We start from the raw sequence: 17,875 nt of genomic DNA, 5'->3' as shown, positions 1-17,875 counted from the left end.
CGAGCGTCGTTGGAATTAAAAGCGATTTAGGCAAGGCATTGATTACAAGTAATAGTGGTTCTATTGTTAAAATCAATAACGCAGTATAAATCGCTTTTAAACCAACCCGTTGGGCTTTTCACAGCGACTTACTCTCATCGTTGTTCCTTCTTAAAAGGGGCGGCCATTCCTACAAAGTAACGCCTTGATATTAAGCCTCTGTGAAACGCTGAATTCTGCATTTTGAGGTGGCTTGGTATATAACAAAGTTAGCTGTCGTTTTCTCGACAGCGCTGACGCATTGATTTACTGGTTTTATCTCGATACATATTTTGATCTGCTATATGCAGAAGATGATCGGGGTTATCGTCGTTATTTAGCTCTGCGAAACCAATACTCACACCAACTTTATATTGTTGCATAAAAGCCGTTAAGTATATTCTTAGTTCATCTATGTTAGGATTTTCATCATCACAAAAAGCGATAAACTCGTCGCCACCAAGGCGAAAGCAATTTTGTTTAGTAAAGTGCTTACTAAGGCGTTGTGCAAAATCAACTAAAATTTCATCACCACATTGATGACCATAATTATCATTAGCAAACTTAAAGTTATCTAAATCAAAGTAATAGATGAGATGAAAGTGTTCTTTAAGTTCATCAAAGCGTGCAAAGCAGGCGCGTCGGTTACCCAAGGCGGTAAGTTTGTCGTGACTTGCTTCAAATTCCAGTTGTTCTTGCAAAGTTTGACGGGTTTGAATTTCAATATTGAGCTTTTTTATTGTTGCGCGTTTTTCTGTGATTAACGAAAACAATCCTGCACACGTTAATAGGAAACCAACATGCTTGAACGTAGTATCAAAGATCAGAAAAGGAAACATCTGCGCATCTAACAAGTCATCTAGTAAATCAAATATCAGTCCTGAGCAATATAAAATCCATGCGCCTATTAAGACCCTATTACCTAAAGAGGAATAAACTTGCAACGTGAGTGAAACAGAGATACCCGCCCAGAATAACTCTTCAATCGTGTCGAATTGTGATTGCTCATGAGAAAGTAAAAAATATGTGCAAATGAACACCACAACCCAAATACAGATAAGCCAATTGGTATGCTTCATTTAAAGCCAAAAAAGTTATTTTTATACATTATATATAGTACTAAAATGTCTGTTTCGCGAAGCCTCTTTAGCAAATATTATGGTTTTTCTCTAATAGGGCATAAAGCGAGTCGGGTTTTTAAGCCTTCAATAGCAATTTGTTTTATGATCAAGTTAAAAGTGATTAATACAGCAAACGCAATCTGGATTGGCCCGTCTGTAAAACCGGATTCTGTATCAAAAATCATCAAACCAAACAGTAAAAACATTACCACTAAAGCAATTTCAAGCCATTGATTAGAATAAAATGATAGTCGGCCTTCACTCTTATGGTCTTTTTTTATGTGTATGGCACAAAAGAAAGGGATTACTTTAATTTTGAAATTGGCGTTTTTTTCAACGTAGTTTTCACCGAGTTGATCAAGTTGTTGACGAAGTTTATCTATCATAAGTTATCCTAAAAAGCAGTGCGAGGATGGTACATGAAACCGCTTTGAAGGGCGAGTTAGTTAGGATATAAACTTATTCCGATCACAAAAGTGTGACAGACAAAAACCACAGAAGTTAACACAAAACGCATTTTTTGATAATCTGCATGGTAGGTTTGCCATTGTGGGTTCGACTTCTCAAAAAAGAACACTAGCCAAAAACTAACAGCTAACCATATTAAAGTGACTGTTTGTGGTACGAAAGCTAAAAACCCAAGTGGTATAACGGGTATCACGGCTTTTAAAGCATCGCTGTAACGTTGATTTCCTGCATGCCATAAATTCCCCGCCATAAACGCTAATATTGCAATACTGTAAAAGGTAAAAAATTGCATGTTAAATTGGTTACTACCAACGAGTAAAGGCCATCCAACACAGCCTAAAAATGGCACGAGGCCTAAATAACCTAACTGAATATGATTAACGAATTTGTTCATGGCTTACCTTACACGGAGTTATTAATACAAATTTAACACACCATTGTACCATTTAGAAATTGAAAAACGCTAACTTAAAAGCATGCCCATATCCCGTATACGATCGTTATAAGCAGGAAGTTCAATCTGTATATTCGATTACATCAATCCAAACAATCAATTTTATTAATTTAAGCAAACGCTCTATTGTATGTCTCAAGCCAACACACAGTGTGTTGTTATTTTTTATTTAAATACCCATGAGGAATACTATGAGCACTTCATTGATTAATACAAAACTACAACCATTCAACGCTACGGCTTATCACAATGGTGATTTTGTTGAACTAAGCGAGAAAGATGTATTAGGTAAATGGTCAATTTTCTTCTTTTACCCGGCCGATTTTACATTTGTATGCCCAACAGAATTAGGCGATGTAGCAGATCATTACGCACAATTACAAGAAATGGGTGTTGAAGTTTATTCTGTTTCTACAGATACACATTTTACGCACAAAGCGTGGCACGATACGTCAGACACTATCGGCAAAATCACTTATCCAATGATTGGCGATCCAACAGGGCGTATTACACGCAGTTTTGGTGTGATGATTGAAGAAGAAGGTTTGGCGTTACGTGGTACGTTTGTAATGAACCCTGAAGGTGAAATAAAAATCATCGAAACTCATGATTTAGGCATTGGCCGCAGTGCAAAAGAACTCGTACGCAAAGTACAAGCAGCGCAATATATTGCAACACATGATGGCGAAGTTTGTCCTGCATCATGGCAGCCAGGTGAAGAGACTCTTGCGCCGTCTCTTGATTTAGTTGGCAAAATCTAAATATATGGTTGCACATAATTAATGTGTTCCAAAACGTCCATCATCACAACTTTATTAAGCACATTAGCGTGATGATGGGCACCCTTTTGCTGAAAACGAAGGCTAAGCCATGTTAGACACAAACATAAAAAATCAATTAAAAAGCCACTTTGAATCTATAACAGATCCTGTTGAGCTGCTTATCGCTTTGGATGACAGCAAAAAGTCAACAGAATTAGAAAACCTAGCGAATGACATCGCATCATTAAGTAATCAATTTTTAGTACGAAATAACCCAGATAACGATGTACGTCGTCCTTCAATGACGGTGTACTCACCCATAAAAGAAACCCAAATAACCTTTGCGGGTGTACCTATGGGGCATGAGTTTACAAGTTTAGTGCTGGCTTTACTTCACAGTGGCGGCCATCCCAGTAAGGTCTCTGATGAGCAGCGTGCGCAGATAAGCTCGTTGAGTGAACCACTGAATTTTGAAGTATATATTTCATTGAGTTGCCAGACATGCCCGCAAGTCGTGCAAGCACTTAATTTAATGGCAGCTCTTAATCCTCTGATCACCGCCACTATGGTCGACGGTGCATTATTTCAAGACGAAGTGGAGCAACGAAATATCCTCGCCGTGCCCGCAGTGTACTTAAATGGACAACTATTTAGTCAAGGGGCAATGACGCTTAGTACGATTTTAAATAAAGTTGATAGTAAGGCAGGCGTCCGTCAAGCTCAATCGCTGAACGAAAAAGAGCAATTTGATGTATTAGTGGTCGGTGGTGGCCCTGCAGGTGCATCTGCAGCCATCTATGCCGCGCGCAAAGGCTTGAATACCGGTATTGTTGCTGAACGTTTTGGTGGTCAAGTGGCGGATACATTAAGTATAGAGAATTTTATATCGATCAAAGCAACAGAAGGCCCCAAACTTGTTGCCCAACTTGAAGAACACGTTAAAGAATATAATGTGGATGTAATGAATAATCAACGTGCTGTAGGGCTAAGTTATAACAATGGCTATGACATCACTTTGGCAAACGGCGCAGTGTTAAGTGCTAAATCTTTAGTACTTGCAACAGGTGCGCGTTGGCGCGAAATGAATGTGCCTGGGGAGAGCCAATATCGTGGACATGGCGTTGCTTATTGCCCGCACTGTGATGGACCGCTATTTAAAGGTAAATCGGTTGCGGTGATCGGTGGTGGTAACTCAGGTATTGAAGCGGCAATTGATTTAGCGAATATCGTAGAACATGTCACAGTTTTAGAATTTGCTAACACATTACGTGCTGATGAAGTACTCATACGAAAAGCGAATAGTTTAAAGAATATTACGATTATAAAAAATGCACAAACTACTGCGGTGCTAGGTGACGGCAAGCGTGTAACGGGGCTTAGCTACACTGATCGCGAATCGGGTGAGAGCAAAATGATAAGTCTTGCAGGTATTTTTGTGCAAATAGGGCTTATACCAAATACAGAGTGGCTTAAAAACAGTGATGTGTCGTTAACACGATTTGGTGAGATAGAAATCGACGCAAAGGGATCAACATCTTTACCCGGTGTGTTTGGTGCCGGTGATGTAACCACGACACCTTTTAAACAAATAATCATCGCAATGGGCTGCGGTGCAACCGCGAGTCTTGGCGCGTTTGATTATTTAATTCGCCACAGTGATAACGACGCTGCTGTGGCATAAAAGCTCTTGATTTAGCAGTTTCCACCCATGACTGCTATTTTCCAAAGCCGCCCTCTCCAAAGGCGGCTTTTTTTGTACATTAAAATAATTACTTATGTTATATTTTTTAAAAAATATAGGGGAAAGTAAATGTACAAAGGAAGTTGCTTGTGTAAAAAAATAGCGATTAAAATCGATGGCCCTATCAGCAGCATTATTCATTGTCATTGCTCTTTGTGTCGAAAATCAAGCGGAACAGCATATGCAACTAATGGGTTTGTAGCGCGAAGCGATTTTACCATTACTAAAGGGCAAGACTCTCTGAGCATGTTTGAGTTTAAACCGGGTCGAAATCGGTATTTTTGTAGTAAATGTGGCTCACCTGTTTACAGTGAAAACTTAGCCGATATAACGCGTCTAAGACTACGCTTAGGTATTCTCGATAGTGACATAACACAGCGACCTATTAGCCACAATTTTTGTAGTTCTAAAGCTAATTGGGAGGAGTTTGATGCACAATTACCTCACTACGACGGCTTTGAACCAAGCCGCTAATTTTTAGCAGCTTATTGATATTGCGTAGCTGTAATAAATTCATTGAAGCTTTCGCACCAAATAATAACGGTATTAAAGTCAGCAATATTAATGCCTTGTGGCACTTTGACCATAAAACCATCAAATGTTTTGACGCTGCCTACCCGTGTGAAGCTTCCCTTGTGTGCTAAAAATTCAGTTTCATTATCAATAAATTTATTAGCGAGGTAAAGCTGGTAGTCAGGTCCGGGACTTAATTTGCCCGCAAACGAAATCATCCGCTTAGTTAAACGAACTTCACCCGTACCAAAATGCAATGCATCAGATCCTTCTAGGTCTTCTTTAAATTCACCGCTATAAATTGCCTTTTGAGCATGTGTTGCTAGTTCCAGTTTACTAGGAGAGGTCGGCGCAGTGATAATGGGTAGAGCATACATACCAGAACCAAAACCTAATATAAAAACAACGAGATAGGAAAGCGTACGTATCAAAGTAGTAACCATAACTAAGCCTTTTATTCTAAGTTAAATACTTTCCTTGATGATAAATTTAAGCGTTTTTCCTTTTCGCCAAAAAAGCGTTGATAAAGCAACTCAAACTCACCACTTTGTTGTAACTGAGTTAAGCCTGATTCAAGTAATATTAATAAATCTTTATTTCTATTGTGTGTATAAAAGTAATAATGACTGGGGTATTGCAACATAATTGTTGGTTCAATCATTAAATCTACATGTTTTTGTTTTGCAAGTTCGGCTTCAATTGCGGACACAGAGCGAGGGAAATAATCACCAAGGTTTGTGTCTAATGCTTTTATCATGCTTTTATAACTTAGTTCACCATTGACGGTTAAGCCACTTCGTTTGAGTACTTTATAGTCGGACCAGCTTTGTTTTTGTAACCCTACGAGCGGCTTTAATTGATTAAGCGACGAAATCCTTTTGAAGATTGCCTGCTGGTTTTTATTAATCATCAATAGGCGTTTGCCATGTATCCCTTTATACAAGGGGGAGGATGTGTGAAGTAGATCATTGTGTGCGCTAGGCTCTATAGATAACCAGGCTAAATTAATTCCACCGGGCTTATAAAGCTCTCCAGTGATCCTTTTTTTATTCATGGGCTTAATTGAGTAAATAAAGTTAACTTCTTTGCCTACCTTAGCAAAGCTTTGTGTTAGTAAAGCATGAATGTATTGATTTGTGGGTGATTCTACAATACTCGGTCGGGCTAAATGAAGATTAACAACTGCATTATTAGCTTGCGCGGCGAAAGGGAGCAATAACAATAAATAAAGCGTATAGCGTAATAAAGATGAGAAAGCCATAGTTCAGTCGTAAGTCAATAATAGTTAACATACTATAGCAAAATATTCGTAGGTTTAGGGCGTGTTGACCTTTGTGGATTGAAATTTGTTCAATCTAGGGGGGATTTAATCGCGGCGCGAGGTTTGTAACCTAGCGGGCTCGATAACTGCTCCTGCGTTATTCTACTGGCTCACATCCATGTGAGAATAAGTAAAAATCGAGTAACAAAGAGTTAATCGCCCCTAGGAAGAACCCTTTGGGCAGCGCATGTTTGGTATTTATACTGCGTTATCGCCTATTTATGGGGAACAACCACACTGCATAGGCGCTGCCTTGTCTAAATACCAAACAGCCTGCTGCAAAATCAATCACGAAAGGTCAACACGCCCTAGTGTTGAATTTATTATAATTTAATTAGCAAAAAAACCAGTGTGTTTTAAAATTAGTATTATACTTTTCTAATAATAGAAGTAAATTTGGAACGCTATGCTTAATAATTACTCAGTACGAACCCGATTAGGAGTACTGGCAATACTGCCAGTACTGATATTTATTTTAACGGCTGTATTTTCTATAAATACAATGGGAAGCTTAGTTGTAGGAATCGATGATTTATACGAAGACAGGGTTGTTCCACTTAAGCAAATAAAGAATGTGTCAGATAATTATGCTGTGAATATTGTTGACTTATTTCATAAGTATAGAGCAGGAAATATTCCAAAGCCTGACTTTTTGAGTGCAGTGAACGATGCAAAAAATACTGCAGATAGCGAATGGCAAGCATATCTTAGTACTAACTTAACGGATGAAGAGCGGCGCTTAGTGAGTGTCGTAGAAAACAAACTTTTGCCTGTTCAAGCACACCTGAAAAACCTACTCGATAGTATTACAAACGAAGAATTCCAATCTGTGTCTCAGCAACAATTTGTGAGTGATCTCTATAATGTATTTGACCCTTTGAGTACAAGTTATCAAGCCTTAATAGAATTACAATTACACGAGGCCAATAGCTTCAAAGATCAAGCAAATGACAGCTATGAAGTGACGAGCTTAATAATGGAAGTGTCAGTTGTATTACTTGTATTGATTTTATTGACGATTGCCTATTTTATATACCGATCAATTCATAATCCACTTATGTCATTACGTAACACAATATCTGAAATTGCAAATGATGCAGATCTGAGATTACGAGCTAATGTTCAGGGTGAAGATGAAATTGCTGAAACAGCAACACATTTTAATAACATGGTGGCAAGAATTCATACGTTAGTAACGGACGTTTCGGGCGCGACAATGACTTTATCGTCTGCTGCTGAACAAATGAACTCGATTAGCGATCAAGTAGCGACGACAGCAACAGAGCAAGAGCAACAATCAGCGATGATAGCAACCGCGATCACGCAAATGAGTAGTGCGATTGAGCAGGTGGCTCAAAATGCACTTGCAACATCTGATAAAGCTACAAACGCAGACACTAAAGCACAACAAGGACAACAAGCAGTTGCAGATAACATAGAATCAATAAAAACGTTGTCACATTTAGTCAATGATAATACTCAACTTATAAATGAATTAAATACGCAAACAAACGATATTAATCAAGTTGTTATGATGATTCAAGGCGTTGCAGAACAAACTAATTTATTAGCCCTTAACGCAGCAATTGAAGCTGCACGAGCTGGGGATTCAGGACGAGGCTTTGCTGTTGTTGCGGATGAAGTAAGGCAGCTTGCCCATAACACCCAAAAGGCAACAGCAAGTATCAATGAAATGATCACTAAATTACAGGAAATGGCGCAACAAGCCGCTGCGTCGATGGGAAATGCTGAAAGCAGTGCCCAAGAAAGTGTTGACCATGCGCAGTATTCGTCTCAAGTATTAAGTGAGATAAATCAAGAGGTCACTCAAATTGCAGATATGAATACCCAAGTGTCAACAGCGACAGAAGAGCAAAAAATGGTTGCGCATGAGCTAAGTAGTAATATTAATGAGTTCAGCGCAAGTATTTTGTCTGTTAGTGAAAGTTCACAGCAAAATGCGCAAGCATCTCAGGAGTTAGCAATATTGGCAGCGACGTTACAGCAGCAAGTAAATGAATTTAAAATATAGTAGACCTAAACTTAAACATAAAATCTAATATTACCTCGATAGAGTACCAAGTACACGGTTGTGTATTTGGTACTAAAACTACTTAGAACGTCACTTAATTGATAATATTCCCCGGATTTTGTTGCTAACAAAGAGTTTGGTTTTTAAGTGACTAAAATACGGCTTAAGTAATTTTGACCAGCATTAAAGCCCATCAAATAACCATCAGCTAATTTCTTTGTGTTAGTGGTTGTACGACCAACTTTGAAGTTTTTAGGTGGTGCAATGATGTTTATTTTACAGTTAGCTGGCGGGTTGTGAATAAAGTCGATACTGGCATTGTAGTTTTCAGTGCGTGCTAACGTAGCGCGAATAAGTGCAGGGTAATCTTTGTAAATATGTTTTGTAAGCCAAGGTGTTTTATTTGGTTTTTTTCGATAGCCAAGCGGTTGAGAAAGTATCACGGTTACTTCATTAGCACCCATTTCATACGCTTTACGAATAGGAATTGAATCGGCAACTCCACCGTCGGTCATCTTTAATCCACCAATAGACGGAAAATCTCGATAGGCAATTGGAATAGCGCATGATGCTTTAAGTTGTTGTTCTAATTGCTTAGCTGTGGCTTTTAAATATTGGGCTTCGCCATTTTCAATTGCAGTGGCGACAATGTAAAAATCACATGATTGATTATGAAACGTTGTTAAATCAAGGCGAATATCTTTAATAGTCTGTTGCCATAACCAATCTAAATCGAACAAGTGCCCGCCACGAATAAATCGTGATAAATTTATAAATTCAGGCCTGCAAGAGTAATCGGTAATTACTTTATGATTTCGCTTGGGTTGTTTACACAAATAAGCGGCGATGTTGGTTGCGCCTGCAGACACACCAAAACAGCGGTTAAAAGGTTGATATTGGGCAGTCAAAAAAGCATCAAGTACACCCGTGGCAAATATCCCACGCATAGCGCCACCTTCAACAACTAAAGCATGAGATGAATGATTCATAGCGTTACTCTCTTTTTAGAATAACGCTATGCTAACAATTTCATTGTTAATTCGCGAGGGAGAATGTGAGTTTACCTGCAGTAATTAATCACTTTGTAGGGCTTCGATAGGATCAAGCTGTGACGCTTTAATTGCAGGGTATACGCCAAATATAAGCCCTACTAATGCACAAATACTAAAAGACAATACAATAGCGGTCATGGACCAAGATACAGCCCACTGAGAATAGATTGAAATAATTTCAGATAAACCAATACCAAAGACAACGCCTAATAAACCACCCAAAATAGAAATAGTGAAGCTTTCAGCAATAAATTGTATGCGGATATCTTTTTGTGTCGCGCCGATAGCACGTAATAAACCAATTTCTTTGGTACGCTCAAGCACAGTGGCAAGCATAATATTCATAATACCAATCCCTCCAACGAGCAATGAAATACCTGCAACGCACGACATAACGATATTAAATATTTGTTGGGTTTGTTTTTGCTGTGCTAATAAAGCGGCTGGAATGACTAATTCAAAATCATCAATATCACTGTGACGATTTTGCAGCAGATGTTCTAATGCTTGGGCTGCGATAATGGGGTCTACAGACTTATCAATCGCCAGTTTTAAGCTGGTTACTTCACTATCGAGTAAACCGCTTTTAAAGCGGTGTAGCGCCGTACTTAGAGGGATAAACACTTGATTTTGTTCATTGCCTAGTTTCACACCTTGAAACTCTTTCTTTTTTAAATAGGGAGATTGTAAAATGCCAATGACTTTAAACCAGAGGTGATTGATTTTAATTTGTTGCCCAAGGGCGTCACCTAATGGAAAAAGTTGTTTGGCGGTATTTGCGCCTAACATAGCCACTTGTGCAAACTGTTGTTGATCGTTTTGATTTAAAACACGACCGGAAAAAATTTGGAAGTGTGATAATTCAAAAAAGTTTGCACTAACACCAACAGCGGACGCATCGCTTTTATTGTATTGACTAAAGATATGGTATGTCTCAATTGTTTTTTGCGCCGCATAATCAGTGATGAAAGGCAGTGACGCATGAGCGACTTGAGCATCTCGAAGGTTCAAACCTGCAGAGTGTTTACGTTGTTCTTTTAATTCCTTTTCATCAAATTCTTTTGCATTAACAATTAAGTTATACAAGCCCATAGAGTCAATCATTTTCATTGCTTCTTGCTCTGCACCTTCACCAATATTGAGCATCGCAATAACGGCACCCACACCAAAAATCATTCCTAATAGAGTCAGCAAGGTACGTAATTTATGCTGCGCAAGCTCTAACGTGGTGTCGATAAATAAACTCAAATATTTCATTGGGCGTCCTTCATATTAATTAAGGAGATCACATTACCAGAGGCGACACCTTCAACTATTTCAACGTGGCTTAAATTATGTTTGCCTAATTTTACAGTGGTTTTAATAAACTCATTGTGTACTTCGGTGTAAACATAATGGGCATTTTGTTCAGTAAATACGCTTTGTTTTGGTACTATTAAGCGTTCGCTTTCTGGGGTAACCAAAATATGTGCATTGAGTTTCAAACCTGGTCGTAATGCAGCGCTTTGTTCATTAATATTTGCTTTTAATTCGTAATATTTTTGTGGATCGCCACGTTTAATAGACTTTGGAAAAGGAGACACTTCAATTAATTCACCGCTAAATTGTTGATCAGGTAAAGCGATAAGCTTAAACGTTAGAGTTTGACCCACTGCTAAATCAATGGCCTCACGCTCAGATACATAAAGGATTAGTTGCATTTGGCTGACATCGGGTAACGCTGCAATCTTTTGCCCTGGCCATAGCGTTTCACCAGCTCGGGGTTTTTCACCACGCCAATTAGTGTCATGGGTTAGTAAGCCATCATGGGGGGCAACTATTTCAAGTTGTGATAAGTTAGTATTTAAAGATGCTAATTTTTGTTGATGTTGATCTTTTCTCATTTTTAACAGCATTAATTCGCCAGTTGCGCCTTGTTCAAAGCGTTCGACCTGCCAGTCATAGTAATTATGTTTTGCATTTAAAAACTCAACATTTTGTTGTGACTCTAAGATCTCTAGCTTGGAGATAATGCGTTCATCTTCGATTGAATAGTCTTCGGCAAACTGTTTTTCTTCACTAACCAATACAATGTCATGATTTAAAATTGTTTTATCTTTTTCTATTGCGCCTGATTTTTGCGTTAAGTCTTCATCAGCCATGGCGGTTTGATTTGTAATTTTTTGACTTTGACGGCGCATTTTCTCCCCATCAAAACGCGCAATCACTTCGCCTTTTTTGACTTGGCTATACTCAGGCATTAACCACGCTAAAGTTTGCGGTCCTTGACTTGATGCAGGGGCAACTATAAGGGTTTCGTTTGCAGCAACTAAATGGCCCTTGGCTTCAACTTCGGTTTTAAAGCTATGTGTGCTGACGGTATAAGTCAGGGCATTTTGAACTTTATTTTCTTTAGAACAACCACTTAATATAAGCGCAGTGGTAATTAAGCTCAATACAAAACGGATTTTCATAATTTCACCTCATCACCTTGTTGTAAACCGCTTTTAATCACGGCGAGATTATCAGTGAAATGGCTAATCTCTATCAATTGTTTATTATTCTCCGTAGTCTCAACAAAGGGTCCTTGTAAATCATACTGTAAGCTAGCTAAAGGGATACTTAAAGCCTGTGCAAGTAATGCGGTGGTTATCTCTAAGCGTGCTGTTAGGCCTGGTCTTATTGCGCTAATATCAAGGTTATCAATACTGATAATTGCATCTACAATACGGCGTTTATCTTGGTATGATTTTTCTCTAAACACACGGCCTAAGCTTTTTACCTTTCCTGAAACAACTAACTCAGTACTACCATCAATGGTAATTTTAACCGTTTGCCCGGGCGTTATTTTACCGCTATCGGGCTCATCGATTTGTGCTTTTACTTGCATATTCTCCAGCACAGCAAGTTCCATAACCGGTTGGCCAAATTGTACGCTTTCACCTATGGATGATTTTTCACCTTGATAATTGGTTTTGTAAATTACTAGGCCATCTATCGGGGCTTTTACTTTAAGGCGATCAATATCTTGTAAATATCCGTCCACTTCGCTCTGTAGCCGAGCAACCTTGCTCTTTGCCATTTTTAGATTTAACTCTTTGCTTTGTTGTTGAAAGGTTTGTTTACTTTTAGCAAGGGTTAAGTCATTGTTTGCAATTGTAAAATCAATTTGTGATTTTTTACGGTCAACTTCAGAACGAGAATGATCGACAATATCTGCTTTGCGTTTAGCTTTATCGTAATTCATTTTCATCTCAGCCACGGAGAGTGTTAACTCTTGTTCTTTGATGAGTTCTTTATTTTGGGCATTTTCTAGCTGTTTTTTTGCCCGTAGTAACTCTGATTGTTTTTCAATTAGTTTATCTCGAACTTGTTTGTCGTCGAACGAGACAATGACTTCACCTTGCTTAACGTGTGTATTTTCAGGTTTCATCGTTTTAATTTGGTATTGCCACATACGGGCGACAGACGGCGGGGCAATGATTGCTGTTGTTGAAGATTCCAACTCGCCGTTAGCATTGACGGTAATAGCAATGTCACTGCTTTTAACAACATGGGTTTGTTGGCTCTCGTCATTGCATGCGCTTAATACACACACAAACATGATTACTGTACATACTAATAAGGCTTTATTCCTCATCTGTATCTGCTCCTATTGTTAGCTTTGCGCTCATACCTGGCAACAGATTTAATGCAACAGCGCTAAAATTAAAACGAGTTCTAAAATAAGCGTCTTTTCCCCATTGTAAGCGTTCTTCTGGTTGAGTTGAGACTTCGCTTAGCGTAGCGCTTAGTGGCTGTTGTAAATAGGCGTCAAATAGTAACTGTGCCTGTTGTCCGAGCTTTAACTGATGGTAATCAATTTCATGTACCCATGCTTCAATATAAAGCTCACTCATGGCTGGTATTTCGGCAATTTTCCAACCCGGTTGCGCAGTCATACCTACAAACGCTTTTTCGCCATTCCACGGGTGGTTGGCATATAATACGGGCCCCGTTCGCAGAGCTTGAATACTCATACTAGCAAGCTGATTTTTGTTATATTCAAGATTAGTTTTTAATTGTTCAATAGTTAGTAATTGTTTGTTATAAGCAACGCTATTCTCTGTTTTTACTTGCAACAGTTCTTCAGATGCTTTTTGTTTATTAATTAAAGCTTTCTCAAATTCAAGCTGATTTTTTTGATAGTCATAAGTACTTAAATTAATTTGAGGAATAGCAGCATCAATACGCGCACGTTCTAATAAAAGCTCAGAGCGCTTAAAGTTAAATTCAGCTTCAATTTGATTTTCTTTATTACTGGTGGTGATCCTAATAAGCTCTTCTTGTGCGGCTTCAAGGTTAACTTCATCTTGCTCTATTTCAGTTGCAATTGTGCCGCTATCAAATACTACAACGGTATCACCTTTTTGCGCTATTTCGCCTTCCTCCATCATCCATTGGACTTGCACACGCCATGTATCTGACTTGGGAGCGTAGAATATTTGATTTTCACTAGCTTTTAGTTCGCCACTGAGCAATAAGCTTTGGGCAAAAGTTGAAAATGACAAACTACTAAAAAGTAAGATAAGGCTGGTTTTAATCAATTTATTTTTTAACATCCGCTGTCCTCAATCACTACACCATCTTTCATTCGAATTACGCGTTTAGCGTAAGCTGCAATATCTTCTTCATGTGTCACCATGACTAAGGTGTGTCCTTGCTGGTGGAGCGAGCACAGTAACTCCATTATTTCATGGGATGTTTTGCTATCGAGGTTACCGGTAGGTTCATCTGCAAAAATTACTTGCGGGTTATTCACTAATGCTCTGGCAATGGCAACGCGCTGACGTTGCCCCCCTGACATTTCAAATGGTTTATGGTGCGCACGATTTTGTAAACCAACCTTATCAAGCATCGCCATTGCGCGATCACTAGCTTGTTGTTTTGGCATATCGGTATAGCGCAGTGGTAGGGCAACATTTTCTTGTGCGCTTAGTCGTGTTAACAAGTGAAAGGTTTGAAATATAAAGCCAATTTTCTTATTGCGAATAGCAGAAAGGCTCTCGTCATGTACCTCTTTTATACTTTCATCAGAAAGTAAATAATTGCCAGAAGTTGGCGTGTCGAGACACCCTAAAATATTCATTAAAGTAGACTTTCCTGAGCCGGATGCGCCCATCACCGCGACAAATTCACCTTCTTTAATATGTAACGATACGTTATCTAATGCAATTACTTGCGTTTCACCTGCACCATAAGTACGGCAAAGATTTTCGACCCTGATCATATACTGACTTTTATTTTTATAATTATGGCTAATTAAACTAACGGGAAAAGGTAACAGGAACAAGCAAAAGATTTTTTGCTTTATTGAATAAAATTAAGCTACCGTTAAAGATAAAAGCTGGTTAACAAATTTGTATCTTTTTATATTTATTATATTAACCCTGAGTAGGTTTAATTGATTTTTGATGGATTAAAGCACTTAATTGCTTTGATTTTTGAAATAAAAAGAAATGTTTTTTGTAACAAAAAATATATAAGACATGAGAGGCAAATAACGTGAAATAGCTTCACGTTATTTGATTTTTATTGAGATAATTAAAGCGTTTCAACCCACATTACACCAACTTCTTTTTTTACTACTTTAACATGCGTACCAGCGGATAGTGGTTGGTGACTTTTTAGCTTCCAGCTGATCCCAGAGTATGAATGTGTACTAAGACCCTGCTCATCAACATGGCTATTGAGTATAAAATCGAGCTCAGCAAAATCACTTTTAACTTCTTTAGTGTCTACATTGTCTTGCATACGCTTAAGAGGTTTCCACAGTAAAGCAGCCAGTGCCGCTGTTACAAGGGTATTACTCCACAATGCAGTCGTTAATGAATTATCCAATATTGAAAAATTCATCATCAAACCGGTTGCAAACAACGACATGCCTAAAAATAATAATATAAAAGTCGACATTCCTAATACAGCAACCTCAATAATGAGAGCTGCAACGCCTAAAATCATCAGCACTTCAGGTAAATTATTAGTAATGAGATCCATGATTATCCCCTTAGTCGTTTAGCTTTTTTGTTTAGTATTTAACGTATTAATAATCGACATTGCTTGTGCCACCATTGAGCTGGCATCAGTCCCGTTATCTGGTAGTAAAACAACTGAAGATTCTTTAGCAATAGCTTGTTTAGCGGCAATTGCTTTTGACGCAAGATCTAATTGAATTGCTTTTTGCCCTTGTTCAGTATCAGCAGCTTCACCGACTTTACGTAATGCATCAGCTTGTGCTTCTGCAACGGCAATAATCGCTTTAGCTTCACCTTCAGCGCGCAGTATTTGTTCTGCTTTTTCAGCTTCGGCAGCTAATACTTGGGCTTGCTTTTTACCTTCGGCAACATTGATGTTAGCTTGGCGATCACCTTCTGATTCTAAAATCTGTGCACGTTTAACACGCTCGGCCTTCATTTGCGCTTCCATCGCTTCCATTACAGATTGCGGTGGCACAATGTCTTTAATCTCGTACCGTAATACTTGAATACCCCACGGCTCAGCCGCTTGGTTAATTGCGCTTACGATATTGGTATTGAGTAGATCACGTTCTTCAAAGGTTTTATCAAGTTCCATTTTACCAAGCTCTGAACGCATGGTTGTTTGCGAAAGTTGAGTGACAGCAAATACATAATCGTCAACACCGTAAGTGGCGCGGTATGGGTCAAGTACCCTAAAGTATAAAACACCATCAACAATCAATGAAATGTTGTCTTTAGTGATGGCCGATTGAGAAGGCACATCTTGTGCTTGTTCTTTTAAGCTGCGATCTGCGGCAATACGATCAATAAATGGGATAATAAAGTTTAATCCGGCTTCTTTAGTTGATTGATATTTACCAAAACGTTCGATTAACCAAGCACGGTTTTGTGGTACAAACTTAACACTGCTTTTAAGCAGCACTAATACAAAAATGAGTAAAAACGCTTCAACAGTAAACAGCATGTTGAATATTTGCGCAATTGGGTCCATGTATACTCTCCTTAGATTTTTTATTAGACTAGAGTAATGATTATGCGTGTAAAGATGATGAGATACGAGCTTTAATGAAAACAAACACAACTTTTTTACAAAATGTAAAACAGCAAGCGACAGCGAAACCTGCATCAGAATTAGAACGTTTATGGCAGCGAATAGATAAGCACACCAAGCGTAACGCAAACTTTGAGATTAAAAAAAGTACGCTATTCAATCAGTTTAAAGAGCAAGTGGAGCCTCACGAGCACCACCAAGCCCGTATGATGGCAGAGCAAATTATTCATCTGAGTAAATTTATTCAGCGTAAAAGCCTGACGATTGAGCAGCGCAATGAGCTTGTAGATTGGATAAACGAAGATTTAGAATACTTATCAGGGCACCCATTTATTGGTGAGTTGGAAATTGAAAAAGTAACGCAAATCTTTCAATCGCATTTAAGCAAGCACAATCACGATACAGTTAATGCAATTGATTCATCCCAGTTGAATCTTTTACGAACTATGCTCCAACAAGATTTCCCCGGTTTAGAGTTAACAGATGAAGACTTGAGAGAAATTGCCGTCAATCCCCAAAAACTTTATCAGCATCTTGATGAACAAGGCTTTGGTGAGGATGAAGAAAGCGACGACGATGCATTTAATCCAGGCAATGCACATGCAGAACAAGATGAAGACTGGGATGATTTTTTTGATCAATTCGAACGATTCGACCGCGATGAAATTAAACAACAAAAGACGGATGCAAAATTAGAAAAGCTATTTAAAAGCTCGCAACTAAACAAAATGTATAAACGTTTAGCAGCAAAACTTCACCCGGACAAAGAGCCTGATCCAACCAAAAAGGCTGAAAAGCACGAACTTATGCAGCAACTAGGGCAGGCCCGTAAAGCAAAAGATGGCTTTACCTTATTGCAGTTATACATAACTCATTTTGATGACGACGTAGATTTTGATGAAGAAACTAAAGCTAACTTAATTCCGCTACTGCAAAATAAAATAGTTGAGTTAAATAAACTGCACCGCCAGCAAAAAGAAGGCAATGATCCGCATTCACTCGTATGGCGTAAATTTAATGGTCGTAGTAAAGCGCAAATTAAACATAATTTTACTAATCATATCGCTGCTTTAAATAGTGAGTGTGAAGAAATATCCGAGCGTTTAGGATACTGCACCACAGTAAAACTACTTAAAGAAGAGCTAAATGATCGGATTAATAATAAACGCCATATGCCTATGTCTTTTGACGATGCGCTAGAAAGCATGTTTAATTTTTGATTTAAACAAGCTAGGGCATGTTTATCTTTCGAGGTTAAATTTGCAGCAGTATGTTTGGTATTTAGGCAAGGCAGAGCCTATGGTGTGTGGTTGTTCCCCATAAATAGGCGATAACGCAGCATAAATG

General features: G+C 38.5%; 18 protein-coding genes. 5 read left to right on the top strand and 13 right to left on the bottom strand.

Translation table 11 applies throughout. The annotated features are described in order from the left end of the window. Positions 1-248: 248 nt before the first annotated feature. The 3 genes from ACJJVX_RS01620 to ACJJVX_RS01610 form a co-directional block, all read right to left on the bottom strand. A complete protein-coding gene (locus tag ACJJVX_RS01620) occupies positions 249-1,097 on the bottom strand; it encodes a GGDEF domain-containing protein (protein ID WP_054205035.1) in 849 nt (282 codons plus the stop codon). A gap of 77 nt (positions 1,098-1,174) precedes the next feature. Beyond that, positions 1,175-1,525, bottom strand: a complete 351-nt coding sequence (locus tag ACJJVX_RS01615) for a hypothetical protein (RefSeq protein WP_054205034.1) — start codon at positions 1,523-1,525, stop codon at positions 1,175-1,177. 56 nt (positions 1,526-1,581) lie between these two features. Then, positions 1,582-2,001 (bottom strand): DUF3429 domain-containing protein, encoded by a 420-nt coding sequence (locus ACJJVX_RS01610; protein WP_054205033.1) that lies wholly within the window; start codon positions 1,999-2,001, stop codon positions 1,582-1,584. Positions 2,002-2,252: 251 nt separating this feature from the next. Here ACJJVX_RS01610 and ahpC point away from each other — a divergent pair, with 251 nt between their 5' ends. The 3 genes from ahpC (at position 2,253) to ACJJVX_RS01595 (ending at position 5,037) form a co-directional block, all read left to right on the top strand. Further along, positions 2,253-2,822, top strand: coding sequence for an alkyl hydroperoxide reductase subunit C (gene ahpC, locus ACJJVX_RS01605; protein WP_054205032.1), 570 nt, complete (start codon positions 2,253-2,255; stop codon positions 2,820-2,822). A 109-nt stretch (positions 2,823-2,931) separates the two neighbouring features. Then, the gene (gene ahpF / locus ACJJVX_RS01600) at positions 2,932-4,503 is read left to right on the top strand and encodes an alkyl hydroperoxide reductase subunit F (RefSeq protein WP_405629735.1); all 1,572 of its coding nucleotides are present in this window, start codon (positions 2,932-2,934) and stop codon (positions 4,501-4,503) included. Positions 4,504-4,632: 129 nt separating this feature from the next. Continuing rightward, positions 4,633-5,037, top strand: a complete 405-nt coding sequence (locus tag ACJJVX_RS01595; RefSeq protein WP_054453980.1) for a GFA family protein — start codon at positions 4,633-4,635, stop codon at positions 5,035-5,037. Positions 5,038-5,048: 11 nt separating this feature from the next. On the opposite strand, the gene ACJJVX_RS01590 is transcribed toward ACJJVX_RS01595, so the two are convergent. Together ACJJVX_RS01590 and ACJJVX_RS01585 are read right to left on the bottom strand one after the other, a co-directional pair. Beyond that, positions 5,049-5,519, bottom strand: coding sequence for a DM13 domain-containing protein (locus tag ACJJVX_RS01590; protein ID WP_054205029.1), 471 nt, complete (start codon positions 5,517-5,519; stop codon positions 5,049-5,051). 11 nt (positions 5,520-5,530) lie between these two features. Then, positions 5,531-6,337 (bottom strand): transporter substrate-binding domain-containing protein, encoded by an 807-nt coding sequence (locus tag ACJJVX_RS01585; protein WP_054205028.1) that lies wholly within the window; start codon positions 6,335-6,337, stop codon positions 5,531-5,533. Between the two features lie 466 nt (positions 6,338-6,803). Between ACJJVX_RS01585 and ACJJVX_RS01580 the strand changes: the two genes are divergently transcribed. Beyond that, positions 6,804-8,429, top strand: coding sequence for a methyl-accepting chemotaxis protein (locus ACJJVX_RS01580; protein WP_054205027.1), 1,626 nt, complete (start codon positions 6,804-6,806; stop codon positions 8,427-8,429). A gap of 143 nt (positions 8,430-8,572) precedes the next feature. On the opposite strand, the gene ACJJVX_RS01575 is transcribed toward ACJJVX_RS01580, so the two are convergent. From ACJJVX_RS01575 to ACJJVX_RS01540, 8 genes are all read right to left on the bottom strand, one after another. Next, positions 8,573-9,418, bottom strand: a complete 846-nt coding sequence (locus ACJJVX_RS01575; protein ID WP_054205026.1) for a patatin family protein — start codon at positions 9,416-9,418, stop codon at positions 8,573-8,575. Between the two features lie 84 nt (positions 9,419-9,502). Then, positions 9,503-10,738, bottom strand: coding sequence for an ABC transporter permease (locus ACJJVX_RS01570; protein ID WP_054205025.1), 1,236 nt, complete (start codon positions 10,736-10,738; stop codon positions 9,503-9,505). Continuing rightward, positions 10,735-11,934 carry an efflux RND transporter periplasmic adaptor subunit gene (locus ACJJVX_RS01565; RefSeq protein WP_054205024.1) on the bottom strand — a complete coding sequence of 400 codons (1,200 nt, stop codon included), beginning with the start codon at positions 11,932-11,934 and terminating at the stop codon, positions 10,735-10,737. The genes ACJJVX_RS01570 and ACJJVX_RS01565 overlap by 4 nt, the downstream gene beginning before the upstream one ends. Further along, entirely contained in the window at positions 11,931-13,100 is a 1,170-nt protein-coding gene (locus ACJJVX_RS01560) for an efflux RND transporter periplasmic adaptor subunit (protein ID WP_054205023.1), read from the bottom strand. Before ACJJVX_RS01560 ends, ACJJVX_RS01565 begins: the two co-directional genes overlap by 4 nt. Further along, on the bottom strand, positions 13,090-14,061 hold the full coding sequence (locus ACJJVX_RS01555) for an HlyD family secretion protein (RefSeq protein WP_405629730.1): 972 nt from the start codon (positions 14,059-14,061) through the stop codon (positions 13,090-13,092). Before ACJJVX_RS01555 ends, ACJJVX_RS01560 begins: the two co-directional genes overlap by 11 nt. Beyond that, complete coding sequence (locus ACJJVX_RS01550; RefSeq protein ID WP_054205021.1) at positions 14,055-14,729, bottom strand: ABC transporter ATP-binding protein; 675 nt, start codon at positions 14,727-14,729, stop codon at positions 14,055-14,057. The genes ACJJVX_RS01555 and ACJJVX_RS01550 overlap by 7 nt, the downstream gene beginning before the upstream one ends. A 314-nt stretch (positions 14,730-15,043) precedes the next feature. After that, the gene (locus ACJJVX_RS01545; protein ID WP_405629727.1) at positions 15,044-15,496 is read right to left on the bottom strand and encodes an NfeD family protein; all 453 of its coding nucleotides are present in this window, start codon (positions 15,494-15,496) and stop codon (positions 15,044-15,046) included. An 18-nt stretch (positions 15,497-15,514) separates the two neighbouring features. Continuing rightward, positions 15,515-16,468: a slipin family protein gene (locus tag ACJJVX_RS01540; RefSeq protein WP_054205019.1), complete on the bottom strand. Its 954-nt coding sequence runs from the start codon at positions 16,466-16,468 to the stop codon at positions 15,515-15,517. Positions 16,469-16,542: 74 nt separating this feature from the next. Between ACJJVX_RS01540 and ACJJVX_RS01535 the strand changes: the two genes are divergently transcribed. Continuing rightward, positions 16,543-17,748 carry a J domain-containing protein gene (locus ACJJVX_RS01535; RefSeq protein WP_054205018.1) on the top strand — a complete coding sequence of 402 codons (1,206 nt, stop codon included), beginning with the start codon at positions 16,543-16,545 and terminating at the stop codon, positions 17,746-17,748. Positions 17,749-17,875 lie beyond the last annotated feature (127 nt).

Source organism: Pseudoalteromonas sp. Ld20, assembly GCF_045064175.1.
GTDB lineage: Bacteria > Pseudomonadota > Gammaproteobacteria > Enterobacterales > Alteromonadaceae > Pseudoalteromonas > Pseudoalteromonas neustonica.
This window is presented reverse-complemented; position numbering and strand designations above follow the sequence as displayed.

Coding starts and splice junctions, on each gene's coding strand:
- ACJJVX_RS01545 (WP_405629727.1), bottom strand. CDS start 15,496: ATGGATCTCATTACTAATAATTTACCTGAAGTGCTGATGATTTTAGGC.
- ACJJVX_RS01585 (WP_054205028.1), bottom strand. CDS start 6,337: ATGGCTTTCTCATCTTTATTACGCTATACGCTTTATTTATTGTTATTG.
- ACJJVX_RS01570 (WP_054205025.1), bottom strand. CDS start 10,738: ATGAAATATTTGAGTTTATTTATCGACACCACGTTAGAGCTTGCGCAG.
- ACJJVX_RS01535 (WP_054205018.1), top strand. CDS start 16,543: ATGAAAACAAACACAACTTTTTTACAAAATGTAAAACAGCAAGCGACA.
- ACJJVX_RS01565 (WP_054205024.1), bottom strand. CDS start 11,934: ATGAAAATCCGTTTTGTATTGAGCTTAATTACCACTGCGCTTATATTA.
- ACJJVX_RS01560 (WP_054205023.1), bottom strand. CDS start 13,100: ATGAGGAATAAAGCCTTATTAGTATGTACAGTAATCATGTTTGTGTGT.
- ahpC (WP_054205032.1), top strand. CDS start 2,253: ATGAGCACTTCATTGATTAATACAAAACTACAACCATTCAACGCTACG.
- ACJJVX_RS01580 (WP_054205027.1), top strand. CDS start 6,804: ATGCTTAATAATTACTCAGTACGAACCCGATTAGGAGTACTGGCAATA.
- ACJJVX_RS01550 (WP_054205021.1), bottom strand. CDS start 14,729: ATGATCAGGGTCGAAAATCTTTGCCGTACTTATGGTGCAGGTGAAACG.
- ACJJVX_RS01595 (WP_054453980.1), top strand. CDS start 4,633: ATGTACAAAGGAAGTTGCTTGTGTAAAAAAATAGCGATTAAAATCGAT.
- ahpF (WP_405629735.1), top strand. CDS start 2,932: ATGTTAGACACAAACATAAAAAATCAATTAAAAAGCCACTTTGAATCT.
- ACJJVX_RS01615 (WP_054205034.1), bottom strand. CDS start 1,525: ATGATAGATAAACTTCGTCAACAACTTGATCAACTCGGTGAAAACTAC.
- ACJJVX_RS01610 (WP_054205033.1), bottom strand. CDS start 2,001: ATGAACAAATTCGTTAATCATATTCAGTTAGGTTATTTAGGCCTCGTG.
- ACJJVX_RS01575 (WP_054205026.1), bottom strand. CDS start 9,418: ATGAATCATTCATCTCATGCTTTAGTTGTTGAAGGTGGCGCTATGCGT.
- ACJJVX_RS01555 (WP_405629730.1), bottom strand. CDS start 14,061: ATGTTAAAAAATAAATTGATTAAAACCAGCCTTATCTTACTTTTTAGT.
- ACJJVX_RS01620 (WP_054205035.1), bottom strand. CDS start 1,097: ATGAAGCATACCAATTGGCTTATCTGTATTTGGGTTGTGGTGTTCATT.
- ACJJVX_RS01590 (WP_054205029.1), bottom strand. CDS start 5,519: ATGGTTACTACTTTGATACGTACGCTTTCCTATCTCGTTGTTTTTATA.
- ACJJVX_RS01540 (WP_054205019.1), bottom strand. CDS start 16,468: ATGGACCCAATTGCGCAAATATTCAACATGCTGTTTACTGTTGAAGCG.